15 protein-coding genes are annotated in these 17745 nt (G+C 43.9%); 8 read left to right on the top strand and 7 right to left on the bottom strand.

The features are described 5' to 3' along the window. Positions 1 to 128: 128 nt before the first annotated feature. The 3 genes from ACEW9O_RS07620 to ACEW9O_RS07610 all read right to left on the bottom strand — a co-directional run bounded on the left by ACEW9O_RS07620 (position 129) and on the right by ACEW9O_RS07610 (position 6158). Positions 129 to 1229, bottom strand: coding sequence for a phosphatidylinositol-specific phospholipase C1-like protein (locus ACEW9O_RS07620; protein WP_373549546.1), 1101 nt, complete (start codon positions 1227 to 1229; stop codon positions 129 to 131). Positions 1230 to 1380: 151 nt separating this feature from the next. Continuing rightward, positions 1381 to 3126, bottom strand: coding sequence for a RagB/SusD family nutrient uptake outer membrane protein (locus tag ACEW9O_RS07615; RefSeq protein WP_373549545.1), 1746 nt, complete (start codon positions 3124 to 3126; stop codon positions 1381 to 1383). A gap of 38 nt (positions 3127 to 3164) precedes the next feature. Continuing rightward, complete coding sequence (locus tag ACEW9O_RS07610; RefSeq protein WP_373549544.1) at positions 3165 to 6158, bottom strand: SusC/RagA family TonB-linked outer membrane protein; 2994 nt, start codon at positions 6156 to 6158, stop codon at positions 3165 to 3167. Between the two features lie 193 nt (positions 6159 to 6351). Here ACEW9O_RS07610 and ACEW9O_RS07605 point away from each other — a divergent pair, with 193 nt between their 5' ends. From ACEW9O_RS07605 to ACEW9O_RS07590, 4 genes are all read left to right on the top strand, one after another. After that, entirely contained in the window at positions 6352 to 6645 is a 294-nt protein-coding gene (locus ACEW9O_RS07605; protein WP_373549543.1) for a hypothetical protein, read from the top strand. A 23-nt stretch (positions 6646 to 6668) separates the two neighbouring features. Then, positions 6669 to 8399: a hypothetical protein gene (locus ACEW9O_RS07600; protein ID WP_373549542.1), complete on the top strand. Its 1731-nt coding sequence runs from the start codon at positions 6669 to 6671 to the stop codon at positions 8397 to 8399. 71 nt (positions 8400 to 8470) lie between these two features. After that, on the top strand, positions 8471 to 8692 hold the full coding sequence (locus ACEW9O_RS07595) for a hypothetical protein (protein ID WP_373549541.1): 222 nt from the start codon (positions 8471 to 8473) through the stop codon (positions 8690 to 8692). A 34-nt stretch (positions 8693 to 8726) separates the two neighbouring features. Continuing rightward, the gene (locus tag ACEW9O_RS07590; protein WP_373549540.1) at positions 8727 to 9260 is read left to right on the top strand and encodes a hypothetical protein; all 534 of its coding nucleotides are present in this window, start codon (positions 8727 to 8729) and stop codon (positions 9258 to 9260) included. Positions 9261 to 9355: 95 nt separating this feature from the next. On the opposite strand, the gene ACEW9O_RS07585 is transcribed toward ACEW9O_RS07590, so the two are convergent. From ACEW9O_RS07585 to ACEW9O_RS07575, 3 genes are all read right to left on the bottom strand, one after another. After that, positions 9356 to 9616, bottom strand: a complete 261-nt coding sequence (locus ACEW9O_RS07585; RefSeq protein ID WP_373549539.1) for a DUF5615 family PIN-like protein — start codon at positions 9614 to 9616, stop codon at positions 9356 to 9358. After that, positions 9616 to 9963 carry a DUF433 domain-containing protein gene (locus ACEW9O_RS07580; RefSeq protein WP_373549538.1) on the bottom strand — a complete coding sequence of 116 codons (348 nt, stop codon included), beginning with the start codon at positions 9961 to 9963 and terminating at the stop codon, positions 9616 to 9618. The genes ACEW9O_RS07585 and ACEW9O_RS07580 overlap by 1 nt, the downstream gene beginning before the upstream one ends. Positions 9964 to 10076: 113 nt before the next feature. Continuing rightward, positions 10077 to 13382 (bottom strand): glycosyl hydrolase, encoded by a 3306-nt coding sequence (locus tag ACEW9O_RS07575; RefSeq protein WP_373549537.1) that lies wholly within the window; start codon positions 13380 to 13382, stop codon positions 10077 to 10079. A gap of 276 nt (positions 13383 to 13658) precedes the next feature. Here ACEW9O_RS07575 and ACEW9O_RS07570 point away from each other — a divergent pair, with 276 nt between their 5' ends. From ACEW9O_RS07570 to ACEW9O_RS07555, 4 genes are all read left to right on the top strand, one after another. After that, positions 13659 to 14396 (top strand): Type 1 glutamine amidotransferase-like domain-containing protein, encoded by a 738-nt coding sequence (locus ACEW9O_RS07570; protein WP_373549536.1) that lies wholly within the window; start codon positions 13659 to 13661, stop codon positions 14394 to 14396. Positions 14397 to 14617: 221 nt separating this feature from the next. Continuing rightward, positions 14618 to 15052: a copper resistance protein NlpE gene (locus ACEW9O_RS07565; protein ID WP_373549535.1), complete on the top strand. Its 435-nt coding sequence runs from the start codon at positions 14618 to 14620 to the stop codon at positions 15050 to 15052. Between the two features lie 83 nt (positions 15053 to 15135). Further along, positions 15136 to 15705 carry a Crp/Fnr family transcriptional regulator gene (locus ACEW9O_RS07560; RefSeq protein WP_373549534.1) on the top strand — a complete coding sequence of 190 codons (570 nt, stop codon included), beginning with the start codon at positions 15136 to 15138 and terminating at the stop codon, positions 15703 to 15705. A 76-nt stretch (positions 15706 to 15781) separates the two neighbouring features. After that, positions 15782 to 16882 carry an SMP-30/gluconolactonase/LRE family protein gene (locus ACEW9O_RS07555; protein WP_373549533.1) on the top strand — a complete coding sequence of 367 codons (1101 nt, stop codon included), beginning with the start codon at positions 15782 to 15784 and terminating at the stop codon, positions 16880 to 16882. A gap of 12 nt (positions 16883 to 16894) precedes the next feature. Here ACEW9O_RS07555 and ACEW9O_RS07550 read toward each other — a convergent pair whose 3' ends face one another. Then, the gene (locus tag ACEW9O_RS07550) at positions 16895 to 17650 is read right to left on the bottom strand and encodes a DUF1835 domain-containing protein (RefSeq protein WP_373549532.1); all 756 of its coding nucleotides are present in this window, start codon (positions 17648 to 17650) and stop codon (positions 16895 to 16897) included. Positions 17651 to 17745: the final 95 nt, after the last annotated feature.

Below are 17745 nucleotides of genomic sequence, written 5' to 3'. Positions count from 1 at the left end.
TTTACGGTTAATTCTGATTTCGGGCACTCAAGACCAGTTTTGATTCCAATAAGCGTCACAAATTCGTAAAGCACAACGTTCTCCGAACCATCGGGAATAAAAATAAAAAGAGCAGGAATCAGAGCTTCCTATTTGTGCTTTAGGATTCTTTCGTACTTTCCATTCTCAAAAACGATTTTATAGTCTGAAAGGAAAAGGTTTGATGGCACATAGTAGTCTGTCGTAATGACTTGTGCTCCCGATTTTTTTGCCTTTTCGAAGCGAGTATAATCGCCTGTTCTTGCTTCTTTCGTATCTGAATCAGCACGAGTTCGAACCATATATCCTTTGTCGACCAATTCTTTGATTCGTTCAAAATTGTCGATAGGGTCATTTAGTATTAAAAAAGCTGCTTCTGGATGTCCTTCTTCCTTATTGACAAACATAGCTGCATTTTTTAAACCAGGAAATTTTCCCAAGTACAGATCACTTCGGGTGTTGCCTTCATCGAGAATAAACAGGAATCTGCCTTTCACTTTTTTCAGGGTCGGCCATCCGTCATTCAGGATTGCTCCTTGCAAAGTACGGTGCTTTCTTCGCACTAAATCCGGTGTGATCAACCTATCCGCTCCTACATTTTTCTTTATTTCATCATCCAGCGATTCCAACGCTTCCGCATCGAATGGAAGTGGATCTCGGAGATTTGGAATTTTTCCATCTTTTGTATTTATGGTAATGAAAACAGGTGTGTGATCAGGGTTTTTTAAAGACCATGAAACCAATTCCTGGAGGGCGTCTTTAAAAAGTAATTGGCTGCTTCTAAAATCAATGTCCTGGACATGAAATACTTTCATGCCGGGTTGCTTCAACTTGCCGGCTGCATCAAAGGGGGCAGGTGTTTGACCAGCCATTCTTACAATATTCAGACCAGCCGGATTGGAATAATATCCCCCTTCCGGATCGTGAAAAACGTCAAGTTCTAAATTCCTAAGCCCAAGGTCAAGTTGTTGAGTCAAAGGAATGTGTTCGTATTGAAGGGAGTTGGCTGAAGCAGAATCCCGTTTGTGAAGAAATGCCAATAAAGCAGGTTCAATGGCGATTTTATAGCTGTTGTGGCTACCAATCACCTGCACCTCATTTACACGAATTTTTCTTAGTTCTTTTTGCTGGCTAAAGGAAGGAAAACAGATAAGGAAAAGCACAAAGAAAAAAGATGTACGTCTTATGCTCTGGCGAATTTTGTATTGCATTTTGTGCTATTTAAATTGTTTTACCGCAAGTATAAGTAGTGGGGCAAAAATAAATGTTCATTTTTCCATAGGAAAAATGAACATTTATTTTTTTATCCTCCCTAAGAAGAGAGCCTGCTATCATATTTAGTAACAGGCTCTCCGTATTATTTTAGTATCCTTGATTTTGAACTAAGAAACCTTTTTCGCTGGATGCTCCATCAACTGCTTTTTGTGGAATAGGAAACAGGCGCTTGCTGACGTTGACATCTGTTTTACCAGTCCAGGTACCCTCGTATTTACCAAATCGGATTTGATAATTTCTTCTAAGACCCTCCCAATAAAGCTCAAAGCCACTTTCACGAAAAAGTATATCAAGATTTATTGAGGCCAAAGGTTTTGGCGTCTGACTTGGACGTGCGTTTCTGGAAGTTCGTAGGGTATTAATATCTGCCAATGCACCTGCCGCATCTCCCTTGCGCAACTTCGCTTCTGCTCTCATTAAATAAATCTCCCCTAACCGGATCAACACAATATCCACACTGCTACCAGAACAACAGTTAGGCGCAGTGCGACTGAACTGATATTTCGAAAATCTGTACCCCGTGTTGTGCAAACTTCCTGCGTCAGTAAAATCCACTTTCAACGTATGATCTACGTAAGCAAGGTTCGCGCCGCTTGTTCTTGCATTGATCACAGGATATATTTTGATCGAGCCGTCACTGCATGTCAGGATTTTACCACTAGCATCTTTTCTGGGCCCCCAAATGTTGTTTCGAAGAATACCTCTGTTGATTTCAAAATCTTGCGCTTTAACACAAAAGAAATGGTTTGCGTCATTCGCAGGAGTCACACCCGTTAGATCTTTAAGATTCGAAGGCACTTTTGTGTTTTCCTGAAAAAAACGAGCATCTGCATCTGCCGGATCGGTGCTGCCATAGGCATCTACCCAGGTTTGATAAAAATCAGTCGTTACTGCTGCTGCGTCAGTACCTCTCGTACTGGGAAATTCCGGTCTTGGCACGAGGTCTCCGGAAATAGACCAATAAGCCCAACGTTGGTGCTCTGTTTCCAGAACGCCTCTTTGGTCTAGTGAAAAAATGATTTCAGGATTCTTGTTGTTGTTATCGTTAAATAGTTCAAAATACTCCGGGGATAAAGAGTATTTTCCCGCTATGATTTCATTGGTGTACTGGATCACTTTATCCATGTCAGCTGCCTTGAAATCTGGTTTACCATATGGATCCCGATATACGGCAGCATTTAAATAAAGCCGAGCCAACAAAGCCTTTACGGCATCTTTTGTAAACCTGCCCGGGCCTTTATTGCTGTTAATTACATTGACCACAGACAGTAATTCACTTTCTAAATAACTCACAGCCTCCTGGCCACGCAGAATTTCAGAGAGTGCAATAGCCTGGTCTTTCTTGAAAACCAATCCCCAGTTATCAAGTGCCAGCATATTTAAGTAGGCTTTCATTGCAACCATCTCGTATAGCGCATCCTGAGCTACGGCGTTGCCTTTATCTGCCTCTATTTTCAAGCGATCTTGGGCGATGACAGCTCTGGACAATGTCAGGGTGATGTCCGTCCAGGAGTCTCCTACCAGGCTATTACCTGGCGTCATTAAGTGTTGGTGAACAGCAATGAATTTACCACCATCAAACCAGTCCCGGCCTCCTCTGTATGGCAGGATGGCTTCATCGGATGCAATTTCCTGAAGACCAAAATTTCTGGTGTGCAACCATACGTTTCGAAGAAAGCCATACACAGGTGCAATAGATCCAGTGACCGTTTCGGCCTGTCCGGTACCGGTAAGCGTCTCATCCAGAATTTCTTCTTCCAGATCGGTACAACTGTGCACCACACATAAAAAAGCAATGGTAAATAGCGTTTGAATGATTCTTTTATGTAACATAGTATTGTTGTTTTGGTAGTGTTAGAAAAGGTACTTTTTTAAAAGGTCACGTTAACCCCAAACAAGAAAGTTCTTGCGCTGGGGTATGTGAAACGGTCAATGCCAAATGTTTGAATACCACTAGAACTTGATCCTGTGTTTACTTCAGGATCAAACCCTGAATAATCAGTCAAAAGCAATAAATTCTGACCGGTTATTGAAATACGGATATTCTGGAAAGTATTTCCTAAGCCGATTTTAGAAGGCTTTAGGTTATATCCCAGCGTAGCGTTATTTAAGCGCATAAATGAACCATCTTCCAGATAGCGCGTAGAAACAGTATTGGAGTTACTTAACGACTCTTTTGGAAACTCAATGGCGAAGTCAGTACTGTTATTGGATCTGGCAAGCTGTGCCTTGCTGAACAGCGTCATCGTCGTGTGATTGTAGATTTTATTGCCAGAAACTCCATTGAAATTTAAACCAAGATCGAAGCCCTTGTAATTCAAATTCAAAAAGTAGGCATAAGTGAAATCAGGAATCGCACTCCCCACCACATACCGGTCGTTGTCCAATACTGCTCCATCTCCGTTGATGTCTTTGAATTGGTTTAGACCTTGTTCGCCAATGCCATTGAACTCAAGCATATAAAATGCACCGATTGGTTCATTATTAACGTAACCGTTAATAGTTGCACCAGTTTGCCCAGAGCCTTGAGCTGCTCCGGTCGTTAAGACAGAGTACGGTGAATCTTTAACCTGGTTTTGAATGAAAGTGATATTCCCCCCAATTTTATAGCTGAAATTCCGATTCTCTTTGCTATTGTATTGCAATGCCAACTCTACTCCATTGTTTTGGATAATCATGTCTTTGATATTCGTCCAAAATAAAGACGTTGGCTGAACCGGGTCAGCAGGCACAACTTCAAGCAATATATTGGAAGATTGTTTGTTGAAGTAATCGATAGAGCCAGTCAATTGGTTGTTAAGAATTGCAAAATCAACCCCTAAATCTATCTGCGTAGAAACCTCCCATTGAAGATTTGGATTTGCCAAACGTGTAAAAACAATTCCAAAAGGATAACCATTGATGGAAGTGGCATTTGGGTCTATCGGGTAAGTATTCGAACTTTGTCCGCCTGTGATTAATCTGTTTTCAGCAAAACTACCCTTTGTGATTTTTGATGGAATTTCCTGGTTACCCGTTTGTCCCCAGCTGGTTCGCAGTTTTAGGTTGTTGAAAAACGAGTTAGCCATGAAATCTTCATTGCTGATATTCCAACCAAAGCCTACAGATGGGAAGAGGCCGTATTTGTTGTTTTCGCCAAATTTTGAAGATCCATCAGCACGTAAAGTAGCAGTCAATAGATACTTATTCTTGAAACCGTAGTTCAATCTTCCAAAGAACGACTGCAATTCGTTTTTCACAGCTGTTGAGCCTACAGAAGTTGGATATACTGTCGAGCTGGTCTGATCCTGATATTTTGGCTCAATGTCATTGTTGGCAAAACCTCTATTTGAAAAAGTTCTATTGGCATCATTGAACTGTTGGTAAGAATGGCCTGCTAACAAGATTACCTTATGGATGTCATTATTCCAATTGTAGGTTAGGGTATTTTCTACCAATTGATTTGTGCTGGTTAGAATAGAACTTTGTAGTGAACCATCAGAAATATTGGATTCATTAATTACTTGTGGAAAGGGCTTATACTGAATATCCCTGTTTGTCGCTGAATAGTCCACACCAAGATTTAGTTTGTATACCAAACCTTTAAATAATCTCAATGAGGGAGAAATGGAGGCAAGAATACGATTGTTAACAGCCAAGTCGCTGTATAAGTCATATCTTTGCAGCGGGTTTAAAGCGTTGGTAGTGAGCAATGTAGGTTTCCCGTTGGTAAGTGCCGGTATCGTAGGGTTAAGACCAATCATGTCACTAATGGTAGAACCAATATCCGGTCTCAGGTTTTCTGTGTGAGAGGCAGTAAGGTTATAATCCAGGTTCAATCTGCCGTTGAATGCTTTTTGGTTCATATTCAATTTTCCAGCATACCTCTTGAGGTTGCTGTTTTTTAGAATACCTTCCTGCCCCTGATAACCAGCTGATGCGTAGTAAGAAAATTTGTCGCTGGCAGCGCCCCCGATAGAGAAATTGAGCTCTTGAGAAACCCCGGTTTGTGTCAATTCATCTTGCCAGTTGGTATTCCCACCAAGATCTTCTAAATTCCCTCCAATCGCTACCACTTGTTTGCGGAATTCATCAGCACTAAACACATCTATTTTGTTAAGTACTGATGACAAGGCGGTAGATGCGGAAAAATTCATTTCCGTTTTTCCCAGTTTACCTTTTTTTGTAGTGATTACTACAACGCCATTCGATGCTCTTGAACCATAAACAGCTGTGGCGCTGGCGTCTTTTAAAACGTCTATGCTTTCTATGTCGCTGGGGTTGATAAAATTCAATGGGTTTGTGCTGAAACCTTGAGAAGAATTATCCAACAAGAATCCATCTACCACGTAGAGCGGGTCTGTCCCCGAACGCAAACTGCCTGCTCCCCGGATGATAATATTTTGAGCTGCTCCAGGTTCACCACTGGTAGCTGTAACGTTAACACCAGCCATTTTACCTTGCAATAACTGGCCTGGGTTTGTTAAAACCCCCTGGTTGAAGTCTTCCCTTTTCAAAGATGCAATGGCACCGGTTACATCCGATTTTTTTTGAGACCCGTAACCGATAACAACAACTTCATTCAGTTGTTTCGCGTTGGATTTCATCACCACTTTCAAATTGTTTAGATTTTCTAAAGTGATGTCTTGATCCTCCATGCCTAAATATCTAAATTCGAGAACATCGCCGATTTTTGCGCCAATTGTAAAGCGACCGTCAACGTCTGTAACCTGACCTGTAACCGTACCTTTGACCGCTACGGTTACTCCAGGAAGCGATACCTCCGTTTCATCGACCACAAGACCAGAAACCTGGACTTGAGACCATGCAACAGACGTAATACTTAGGATAAATAAAGCGATTGTAAGAAGTTTTGATCCATTCATAATGCCTAGCGTGTAATTGATTAACAATTCCGCAAAGCTATAGGAAGACTATCGAAAGCGTGTTTCGGGTAAAACAAGTAATTATTAATTTTAGCTGCCGGTTGTAAAGAAAGTGTTTAGTAATCGACGGTGCTTCGAATATCCCCGGGTATTTGAAGCAGAATCAGAGCTATTGATTTTTAGTGAGTGTTAAATGATAGAGCAGGCTGCCTTCAGGAATGGAGGTAGCCTGTTTTTTAAAAATATAGCGTTTGTTTTTAGAATTTTTTGTAGATTTAGACTCATCGTCGTCAATAGCTACTCAATTATGACAGAAAATAAAAAATCAGGAAATGGTATTGGCATCGGGGCTGCTCTTGGCGTCGCATTCGGAGCAGCCTATGGCGCTTCTTCGGGAAAGACGGCTTTAAGCATAGCCATGGGATTGGCTATAGGGGTTGCGGTTGGTGCGATTTTTGACTTGGTGAAAACCAAGGGCATAATTTGAGGTAGAAAGTAAATTTCAACATCATGCGCAATCTACTCCACACATGCTGGCTTATTGTCCTGCTTTGCTCCTGCAATCAAACCGCCAAAAACGAAAAGGACTCAACTAAAACTGGAGCCATCTCCAGTCAATATGGCGTGCTTTGTACACCTGAAGTAATCGATAAATCCTGGTATGCATCAGGGAAAAAAGCCCCCTTGTTCAGCGGGCTTGGCGGAATTCATTTTCCAGTTTCCACCAAAAGTAAGGAGGCACAGCAGTACTTTGACCAGGGGCTGATGTTGTCTTTTGGTTTTAATCATGCCGAAGCGGGGCGTTCATTTTTTGAAGCGACCCGGCAAGATCCAAAGTGTGCCATGTCCTGGTGGGGCTTTGCGTACGTGTTGGGACCGAATTACAACGCTGGCATGGAGAAGGACAATTTCCAACGGGCTTTTGAAGCTACACAAAAAGCCAAATCGCTTGCGGCTTCCTGTACGCCGAAAGAAAGAGATTTGATTGAAGCATTAACGCAGCGATACTCAGCCGATACCAGCATTGCCCGTTCCTTCCTGGATTCTGCTTATGCTGCGGCCATGCGAAAAGTGTATAAAAAATATCCAGCTGATGCTACCATTGGCTCCCTTTATGCAGAGGCGTTAATGGATTTGCACCCCTGGAATTTGTGGAACAAAGATGGCAGCATTCAACCCTGGACACCAGAGATTATGGCCGTGCTCGAAAAATGTTTACAACTGGAACCCCGCCATGCTGGCGCCAACCACTTTTACATTCATGCCGCAGAAATGTCCGAACATGCGGAAAAAGCTATAGCAAGTGCTGATCTGCTGCGGGAACTGGTTCCAGGTTCAGGGCATTTGGTGCACATGCCTTCTCATACGTACATCCGAATCGGCCGGTATCATGATGGTGCCATTGCCAATCAAAAAGCAGTCTTGGTGGATAGCTTGTACACGGAAGCCTGTCATGCCCAAGGGGTGTATCCACTTGCCTATTACCCCCACAACTACCATTTCCTGGCTGCCTGTGCAACCCTTTCTGGGGAAAGTAAAGTTGCCATGGAAGGCGCCATTGCCACAGCAGACCATGCGCATAAAAGCTTATTGCGTGACCCGGCATGGGGAACCTTGCAGCATTACTACGCGATTCCCTGGTACGTGGAAGTAAAACTTGGCTTGTGGAAAGACATCCTTAACGCTCGTGCCCCTGAAAAAGACCTGAAATATCCATTGGTCGTTTGGCATTATGCAAAAGGTATGGCCAGGCTTTCCCAAAACAAGGTTTCAGAAGCAAAGCAGCACCTCGCTGAAATGAAATCCATCATGGTTGATACAACCATCAAGGATTTGACCATTTGGGGAATCAACAGTGTATATGATTTATGTCTAATTGCGGCTAAAACATTGGACGGAGAAATTCAGGCCAAAGAAAAAAAGTTCCCCGCTGCCATTTCGCTATTGACAGAAGCGGTTGAACAAGAGGATGCCTTAAATTACAATGAACCACCCGATTGGTTTTTTTCGGTTCGCCATCATTTAGGCGCAGTTTTGATCGATGCCGGAAAATACCAGGAAGCGCTAAAAGTGTATGCGCAGGATTTAAAGATTTATCCTGAAAATGGATGGGCCTTGAGGGGTATGATGAATGTTTTTGAAAAAATGGGGGATAAAGGGAATTTTGATAAAACGAAGGTCCGCTTTGAGAAGGCGTGGAAATATGCGGATGTTGAAATTGGGACTTCAAGGATTTTGTAGGCGATGAATTTAGGGTGATAGTGACCCCTCCCCTGCAATGAAAAAAGCATTAACTTTACAAAAAATTTAGCATGGTGACATTAACAGAGTTGCTGCCCAATATACACGAGTTGAGCTATCTTGATAAGGTCAGGCTTATTCGCATCTTAGCTGAAGACCTTGACGTGTCAAAAAATCAAGAGCAAACCTATTTTGAACCTTACAAGACTTATTATTTGCATACACCTCAATTTGAAGCAGGTGCTGCTGCAATACTGATGCAAGCACTTGCTGAAGCATCACAAGAAAACTAAAAGTCAGGAATAACAATTGAAATTTTAATAGAATATGAAAATAATTGAAAGCGCAGGATTAATAAAAAAATATCAAATCAAGCTAAAAGATATGCTGTTCTTTAAAGCTGATAAAAGACCTGAACCCATACTCACTTGGAAATCTCCAAATGGGAAACTTAAATACGGAGTAAACTATATTAGCAAACTAAACTTGTGGGGTTGTTATATTTCTAATCCTCACCAGTCATTTAGACATTGGAATGGATATGGAATTGGAGAACCAATATCAGACAAACCTCTTTCAACAGATTTAACAATTTCATTTCCAGTCGATGAAAGAGATAGAAATCAAGGCGGAGCATTTGTAGAATCAAAAAACGGAGATATATTAATATGTCATTCAGGGAACATTTATGGTGGTCAAGATTTGTTTTGGGATAACTATAAAGGGGATGAATTAATCTGCGAATATAGTGATGGAACGAATAAAAGGTTCGCGTATGTTGCAAATCTAGAGTCTGCTAATTGTTTTAGGGAAATTGCATTATTTGTAAAACAAGTTAATATGATAAAAAGAAATAAGTAAGATTCTGTGCACAAAATCGGCTATTCGTCCATGCCAGCAGAGCTTTCCCACGGCAAATTCGCTCCAAGCCAACGCTCATGGCAAATTTACTGGTGTCACTTAACCAACCGTTCAACGAGAAAAATACCAGGAATAGGGCGATTTTCATTCATCCATTCCAAGGCAAGAGGAGGAATGGTAAGTCCATCATGCGTAATCAAAATTCGATTTTCAGTCACTGCCCATTTAAGTACTTCAGGGTCAGGTTTTCCAGAAAGGCCTACATCCTGAACACGTACAATATCCAATCTAGGTCTTTGCAACAACAAACTGCGATAGATGTGATTGTTGAGGTTTTCGTCAGCCAAGAAGCGCATTAAGCAGTGATTTTAGGCAGTTGTGCTTGCCGATTGAGCAAGCGCTGGCGAAGATCCGTTGCAGGAAATTGTTGCTGTACGGTCGACTGGATGCTCTCCACTGCTACTTTGGAACTAAGCAAATAGTTTTCAACAGCGGTTTGATGCTTCAGATAAAACCCAATCACAGCATAAACATCCGCCAAGTCCAACACAGGATATTGGAAGACAATTTCTTCAGCCGTTGATCCATTTTTAAACTGATAAATCAGCGTTTCAAGCGTAACCCGAGTATTTCCAACCCGAATGACCCCATTTGGCTCAGAAAACAATGGAACGATAGTGTTTATTGAATCCAGTAAATTCATAATTAATCTTCAAGATGAATCATTGTAACAAAGTTAAGCTATGTTCTGGCAAAAATCAAGTTGCTCAGAACATAGCTTGTCAATAATGCTCCAAACCCTGGAACCCTGGATACCTACTCCCAACTCGGCCATCTCCCCGGCGTAGCCGGCGCACCCTTCACATCCAACTGCTTGCCCAATTCCGTCACTTCCGCAGCAATGGATTTTAATTCACTCAAGGCTGGCTTAAACTGTTTCGCAGCGATGTTGTAATTGTCAATCGCCGTCTGCGTAGGTGCCGAAGTAGTGCCCCACATCACCCCCTGCGCATAACCCACGCGATCATTGATCGAAGAGGGCGTTTCAAATTCCCGGCGCCCGCGAGTAGCGTCGCCATTGAGTTGTAACGTCACTGCATTCAGGCGGCGCTGCAAGGCGTAGGCTTTTTGCAACAAGTCTTGCGGTGGGGCAGGCATTTCCTGGATGGCGGTCTGAATCGCGTTCAGTTGGCCACTCAAATCCCCCCGGATGTTGTTCGTCGCACTGAGTGCTTTGGCTAGGCTGGCCACTTTTGCAACAAAATCGGCATAGGCAGGCAAGTCCGTGGCGGGCAAGGTGACATTGTTCAGCGCTTTGCAGTTGAATTTGACGGGTCCGGCGATGGTCGTCAATACCCCATCTTCGTATTTGCTGAGGCTGACGCTGTAGGTACCCGGCAAGGCCAACTGCCCCGTTTCTTCAGCACCGAACAACTGATCGGGCGCAGGCTTGTACCGACCCAAAACCGGAGCAATGGTATTGTAGCGGAAATCCCAAACGATGCGCTTCAGGCCCTTGCTTGCCGATGTTTTGAGGTGGCGCACTACGTCCCCATCCGCATCTGCGACGGTGAAGAGGAGGTAAGGTTCGGGCTGCTCATCTTCTTTGCGCAGTGCCTCGATATCGGGATAATACACGGGTTCCTTTTTATCGAATTTCGCCTTTTCAGCTTCTTGCCGCTTGGCCTTTAAGGTTTTGATGTCCTCTTTAAGCCAATAGGTGAATACTGCGCCAAGGGGTGGGTTAGGGGTAGCGTAATAACTGCTGCCCATGTGGCCTTTGTCGCGTAAACCGAGCGGCTTATTCGGGACAAACATCAGGGCATCCTTCACAGGGAAGATGGTCGCCGCCTGATCGAAAGTTTCCGTTTTGAGGTTGCGCAGTGGCGAGTAGTCATCCAGAATGTAGAAACCCCGGCCAAAAGTAGCCAGAACCAGGTCGTTCTCCCGGCGCTGAATGTCGAGATCGCGCACGGCAATAGTCGGTAGGCCGGACTTGAGTTGAATCCAGGTTTCGCCACCATTTTGGGTGAAAAAGAGGCCAAACTCGGTGCCACAAAACAACAAATTGGGATCGACATGATCTTCGGCAACGCTGTACACACTGCCCCGCTCGGGCAAAGTCGCGCTGATGGACTTCCAGGTTTTGCCCCCATCGCTGGTTTTGAGCAGGTAGGGTTTAAATTCGCCGTAGCGGTGGTGATTGAAGCAGACGTAAGCGCCGTTTTTGTCGTAGCGTGAAGCGATGACCTGGTGTACGTAGCTGTTGTCGGGTACGCCGGGCAGTTTGTCCATTTTTTCCCAATTGCTGCCGCCGTCGCGGGTGATCCACAGCAAACCATCATCCGTCCCGACCCAAAGGATTTTTTCATCAACGGCACTTTCGGCGATGCTGGTCGTTTGGCCGTAGATGTCGGTAGAGCCATTTTTGGCAATGGCATCCACACTCCACACCTTACCCATAATTTCCATTTTGTTGCGGTCGAGGCCACGCGTGAGGTCGGGACTAATGACCTTCCAGCTGTTGCCCCGGTCATCGGTGCGGAACACTTTATTGGCCCCAAAATACAGGCGGGTAGGAGAGAAGTTGCTGATGCTCAGCGGTGCATCCCAGTTCCAGCGCAGGGCGGGTTCGTTTTCCCCTTCGAGCGGTTTGATGAAGACGGATTGGCCACTCTTGCGATCGAAGCGGGAAAGCCCGCCGTATTGGCTTTGGGCGTAGATGATGTCGGGATTGGTTTGGTCTACCTGGGTTTCAAAGCCATCGCCGGTGCTGGTCACGTACCAGTCGGCGTTGGTGATGCCGTTGTCGCTGGTGGTACGGCTGGGGCCGCCGAGACTGAGGTTGTCCTGGGTTCCACCGTGCACGTGGTAAAAGGGCAGGCCATTGTCGGTGGCTACTTTGTAAAACTGGGTGACTGGTAGGTTGTGTTTGAATTCCCAAGTTTTGGCAAAATCCCAAGTTTCGTAAATTCCCCCATCACAACCCACGCGCAGGTGGTTGGTGTTGCTGGGGTCAATCCAGATGCAGTGGTTGTCGATGTGTTTGTTGATTTCACCCAGGTTGCGCACGGTTTTGCCGCCGTCGTCGCTCACCTTGTAGTAGGTATCGGTGATAAAAATGCGGTCTACATCGCGCGGATCGCAGGTGAGTTCCTGGTAGTAGTTGCCGCTGGTAAATACGCCGCTCATTTTTTCCCAACTGGCGCCCCGGTCGGTGGAGCGGTACACGCCGCCTTTGCCTTCCTGAGCCTCCACGACGGCGTATACATAATCGGGGTTAGCTGGCGAGAGGTCGATGCCAATGCGCCCAACATCACCGCTGGGTAGGCCATCCAGTTTTTTCCAGGTCGCACCGCCGTCAGTGGTTTTGTACAAAGCCGACTCGGGGCCACCGCCGATGTAAGTGTACACCTTGCGCTGGCGCTGGTGGAAGGCGGCATACAAGACCTGCGGATTGCGTGGATCCATGATCAGGTTGCTGCAACCCGTATAGGCGCTGACCGATTTGACGTTGGTCCAGGTCTCGCCACCATCGGTGCTTTTGTACACGCCACGGTCGCCGCCGTCGCTCCAGACCGGGCCGTAAGCGGCTACGTAGACGGTATTGGAATTGCTGGGATCAACGACGACATTGGCAATGTGTTCGGAGTTTTTTAGGCCCATGTTGCGCCAGGTTTTGCCGCCGTTTTCACTTTTGTACACACCGTCGCCGTAGGAGACCGCCCGTTGGTTGTTGTTTTCGCCGCTGCCAACCCATACTGTGGCTGGATTACTTGGATCAAGCGCGACACAACCGATGGAATAGGAGCCTTGGCCATCAAAAATGGGCAGCCAGGTAGTACCCGCATTGTTTGTTTTCCAGACGCCACCGGAGGAGGTCGCCACATAATACTCCGCGGGATTGCGCGGATTGACCGCAAAATCGCTGACCCGCCCGGAAGTGACCGCCGGGCCAATGCTGCGCAGGGACAAGCCACTGTAGGTGGAGGATTGGTGTACGGTTGGTTTTTCCGCTTTGGCTGGAACCGCCGCGGGGGGAGGCACTTTTTTGTCTTTTTGCGCCCAGAGGGCGAAATTGGTCAGGGTAATGAGTGCCAGAATGGAGAGAAACATGCGCATAACCTTGGATTGATGTTTGAAATTGATTTAAATGTAAGAGATTAGTCGGAAAAGTGGAAAAAATAAAGTCGGGGAAGGGCTGGGGGAGAGGAAAATGACCCTGTTGGGGGGATGAAATGTAAATGAGCCATTATTAACTCATCATCTCCTTTATCGCGCGTATTGTTCCTGTTTTCTGAATTTATCCAAGTAATTATGCAACTGTAGTTTCATTTTTACTTAGATAAAATGTACATAACATAATAATTTTGTCACCAACAAATTCCTAATTCAAATATGAAAACAATTGTAGCCATTGGCGGTGGAGAAACCTTTGAAGACAATACCCTCATCAATAAAAGGATTGTGGAGCTGTCTAAAAAAAGCAAGCCCAATTTATTGTTTTTGCCCACGGCGAGTGGAGACTCAATTTCCTATTTTGATCAATTGGGTGCACATTTTTCCCAGTTTGGTTGTAATTGTGATGTGTTGTATTTGATTAGCGAGAAGCCCACCCAAGAAACGATTGCTGAAAAAATATCAAATTCAGACATCATTTACGTCGGTGGTGGGAATACTTTTAGAATGATGAAAGTGTGGAAAAAAACGGGTGTGGATGTATTGCTGAGAGAAGCCTATGAACAAGGAAAGGTCTTGTGTGGGATTAGTGCCGGATCAATTTGTTGGTTCAAATATGGCAATTCAGATTCGAGAAAATTCAACAACCCTGAAGCTGGTTTAATCAAAGTAACAGGATTGAATTTGATTCAGGCCTTACATTGTCCCCATTACGATAGCGAAGCCGATAGAAGACCCGATTTGAAAAAAATGATGAGAAAAACTTACGGCGTAGTTGCCATAGCACTGGAAGATTGTTGTGCCATCGAAATCCTGGATGATCAATACAGAATCATCAGTGCTAGGGAAAATGCTCGTGCATACAAGGTATTTTGGAGGGGAGGAGTTTTTTTTGAAGAAGTGATTGAACAGATAGAAACTTACCAACTATTGAATGAACTAATGTCAAAAAAATGAAAACACTGATGAGGCGATTCCAATTCAGGGTTTAACAAAAAAGCTGAATTGTACAAAATGGGTGTATTTTAAGTTTTTCTTGTAACTTATAGCGAAATTGCCACTGCCAATTTACTAAAAGCCACATGAATTGCACATCGACAAGGCTTGGCCAAAGCTGTGACGAATCCTTTGGCGGCATAGGCATGTAAACTGCTTCACAGCATTAAAATCAATGGAAAATGAAAAAACTAATCTTTGTATGCTTTTCAATGATTGTTCTTTTTTCTTGTCAAGAAAAAACCAAAAAAACACTCGACACAACTGATTCATCAGCTATTGCCAACGAGGAAGCAATGGTGAATCAATTGGCCGCGTTTTACAATGGCACTGTACCGTGCCCGGATTGTGACGAGATTGTAACAATGCTCACTTTGAATGCAGATGAAAAAAGAACATTTACCCTGGAGGAAGAATACAAAGGAAAAGAGAGCCGGACGGTTGAATCAACCGGAACCTGGACAGCTGACGGCGATGTAGTCACATTGAACCAAAAATCCGGCATCAGTAAATATCAGGTCACCGACGATGGCTTGGTCAGCCTGAATGCTGACGGGAGTAAGCGGGACTCGGAATCTGCAAAAAAATACCTGCTTAAAAAAGTACTGGGGGAATAGTTAAAAGTATGTCTCAATATTTTGTCATGCACTCAAAAAATTGAGACATGCTCTAAGTTTTTTGCAGCAAGTAAATCACTTAAATGGAAAAATTTCATCAATACTTAAATCAGATTACTCCACTTTCGGACAAAACCTGGGCTTTATTGATGGACGTTTTTGTCCAAAAAGAATTGAAAAAACACGAATATTTCTGTAAAATTGACAAGGTAGCCACCAAAATTGCATTTTTGCAAGATGGCGTTGTTCGTTCATTTTATACCAATAAAGAAGGCGAGGAATTCAACAAAAACTTTTTCATAGCACCTGCTTTTATTGGCGCTTACTCCTCACTTATCACAAAAACACCCAATAAATTGGCGCAACAAGCATTGACAAATTGCACAATTTGGGAAACAGATTATGCCAATATTGAACAACTTTATGATACCTGCCCAGACCTTGAAAGATTGGGGAGAATTATGGCAGAATATTATTTTGTAGAAAAAGAACTACGCGAAGTCAACTTGCTGACATTGGAAGCAAAAGAATATTACAAAATATTTCAACAGCAATACCCTACACTCGAACAACAAATTCCACAATACCATATTGCCTCATTCTTGGGTATTACGCCTACCCAACTATCGCGTATCAGAGCAGAGAAGCCCTGATTTTGTTTCTTTACATATGTAAACAGATTTGAAAAATAGTGCTCATACCTTTGCAAAACATTCTAAAAAAAGGAAAATGAGCAATATCAAATCAGTTTATTTTGTCATCGGGGTTGTAATTTCGATGCTACTTACCCAATCTTGTGGCATTAAGCCTTTGGCTTGGAAACCTGAACCCAAACCTTTATTTGAAGGAACTACTCAACTCAACAATGAACTAAGCAAGGTTGAAAAAATAGATTTGGGCACTTGGGTCGGTGCAGAAGACATCATTTTTGATAGTCTTGGTAATCTTTATTGCGGTGTTCATAAGGCAGAAAACGATTTTTCAGACGGAAAGATATTAAAAATTAATCCCGAAGGAAAAATCGAAATATTTTACAATGCGGGTTCCTGGGTGGCTGGTTTGCATTTTGACGAGCAAAATAACTTGATTGCTTTGAGCCACAAACAAGGACTGATTAGTATCAGCCCGCAAAAAGTAGTGACCGTTCTGGCCAATAAAGATGATCAAGGCAGAAGTTTTTTAATCCCCAATGGCTTGGACATTGATAGCAAGCAAAATATTTATTTTACGAATACTTCTTTTGAAAGCCCTTATAACATAAAATATGGTAGAAAGCTTATTTTGGAAATGAGGCCTAATGGCGGGCTATACCAATACAACCCATCAACCAAAGCAATTAAAACACTCATTGACGGTACTTTTTTTGGAAATGGAGTGGTCGTCTCAAAAGACGAGACCTATTTATTGATGGTAGAAACCACCAAGTATCGCCTACTAAAATATTGGCTTAAAGGCGAAAAGGCGGGTAAAACAGAAATTTTTATGGACAATTTACACGGCTTTCCCAATGGTATTTCTATTTCTGAAGATGGTACATTTTGGCTTGGTTTTACGACCAAACGAAATGATGCACTTGATAAAATACACCCAAAAATAGGAATGAAGAAATTTGTTTATGCTTTGCCCACCTGGTTGCAACCCAAGCAAGACAAATTTGGAATGGTCATGCATATTGCTGAAAATGGAACAATATTGAACACTTACTTCGATCCCACAGGAACCGCAATGCCCGAAGCGGGTTCTGTAAAGGAACGAAATGGTTTTTTGTATATGGGAGGGGATAATTTGCCTTATATTGGAAAGTATGAATTGAATCTTCATGGGAAATAGCAAAGCAAACAATTATTCCGCCTTCAACACCCGCTCATACATCACCTTCACCTGCACATCCCCAAACCCATACACCCCGGCTTTTTGCCCAAAAGCCGTGAAAACCGCATTAAAATCATCCGGGTTGCCCTGCAAAATCTCGGTGATTAATCGCTCGGGGCGACCCAATTGCCCTTGTGGTGCAAAACGATCGATGTGCGCCTGAACAACTTCCGGCAGCCGATTGAAACAGGCCGAAGGCTGACGAGATAAAACTTGCAATTGCTTCAGGTCTTTGCTGCGGAATGCCTCCCACAATGCCAAACCCAGTTCGAGGTCGGTTTGGTGAAATTGCACTCGTTGCGCATAAGCTTGCTCCAAACTGGCCGCATCCGCATCTCCAAAACCGCGCCAGTGATCTTGGGCGGGTTCCACCGGAAAAACCCGGTATATTTTAAGCTGCGGACTGGCATTCACCAGCAGCGCCAGTATGAACCACAGGTTGCTTTGGCAAAACAAGTCGTCTTCAAACCACAGGTTGATTTCGGCCTCTTCGGGAAGGCGCTGAATTTGATCCAGTTCTTTCACCACCACATCGTAATACTTCTCGCGGGCTTCGCCGTAACCCTGGGCGATAAAATTGGCGCGGATGGACCAAAAATTGTCCAAATCAGCAGCCTGAGCGGGGCCATCGATCAGGCATTCGCGGCAAATGATGCGGTGTCCAGGGATATTGCTTTGGGCAAAGGTTTGGGCCAGACTATCGCCATTGAGAATATGGAAGCTCATATTTTTGTTTGGATTTTTTTCAAAAATAAAATAAAAATGGGAACTTTGTATGAATAATTTTCCCTGAAAACATAAACAAGCTCTAAATCCATCAC

Origin of the sequence: Haliscomenobacter sp., assembly GCF_041740695.1 — a bacterium.
Taxonomy (GTDB): domain Bacteria; phylum Bacteroidota; class Bacteroidia; order Chitinophagales; family Saprospiraceae; genus Haliscomenobacter.
Note: the sequence above shows the minus strand (reverse complement) of the source record. Positions and strands in the feature narration are given on the sequence as shown.

Coding starts and splice junctions, on each gene's coding strand:
- ACEW9O_RS07620 (WP_373549546.1), bottom strand. CDS start 1,229: ATGCAATACAAAATTCGCCAGAGCATAAGACGTACATCTTTTTTCTTT.
- ACEW9O_RS07615 (WP_373549545.1), bottom strand. CDS start 3,126: ATGTTACATAAAAGAATCATTCAAACGCTATTTACCATTGCTTTTTTA.
- ACEW9O_RS07610 (WP_373549544.1), bottom strand. CDS start 6,158: ATGAATGGATCAAAACTTCTTACAATCGCTTTATTTATCCTAAGTATT.
- ACEW9O_RS07605 (WP_373549543.1), top strand. CDS start 6,352: ATGATAGAGCAGGCTGCCTTCAGGAATGGAGGTAGCCTGTTTTTTAAA.
- ACEW9O_RS07600 (WP_373549542.1), top strand. CDS start 6,669: ATGCGCAATCTACTCCACACATGCTGGCTTATTGTCCTGCTTTGCTCC.
- ACEW9O_RS07595 (WP_373549541.1), top strand. CDS start 8,471: ATGGTGACATTAACAGAGTTGCTGCCCAATATACACGAGTTGAGCTAT.
- ACEW9O_RS07590 (WP_373549540.1), top strand. CDS start 8,727: ATGAAAATAATTGAAAGCGCAGGATTAATAAAAAAATATCAAATCAAG.
- ACEW9O_RS07585 (WP_373549539.1), bottom strand. CDS start 9,616: ATGCGCTTCTTGGCTGACGAAAACCTCAACAATCACATCTATCGCAGT.
- ACEW9O_RS07580 (WP_373549538.1), bottom strand. CDS start 9,963: ATGAATTTACTGGATTCAATAAACACTATCGTTCCATTGTTTTCTGAG.
- ACEW9O_RS07575 (WP_373549537.1), bottom strand. CDS start 13,382: ATGCGCATGTTTCTCTCCATTCTGGCACTCATTACCCTGACCAATTTC.
- ACEW9O_RS07570 (WP_373549536.1), top strand. CDS start 13,659: ATGAAAACAATTGTAGCCATTGGCGGTGGAGAAACCTTTGAAGACAAT.
- ACEW9O_RS07565 (WP_373549535.1), top strand. CDS start 14,618: ATGAAAAAACTAATCTTTGTATGCTTTTCAATGATTGTTCTTTTTTCT.
- ACEW9O_RS07560 (WP_373549534.1), top strand. CDS start 15,136: ATGGAAAAATTTCATCAATACTTAAATCAGATTACTCCACTTTCGGAC.
- ACEW9O_RS07555 (WP_373549533.1), top strand. CDS start 15,782: ATGAGCAATATCAAATCAGTTTATTTTGTCATCGGGGTTGTAATTTCG.
- ACEW9O_RS07550 (WP_373549532.1), bottom strand. CDS start 17,650: ATGAGCTTCCATATTCTCAATGGCGATAGTCTGGCCCAAACCTTTGCC.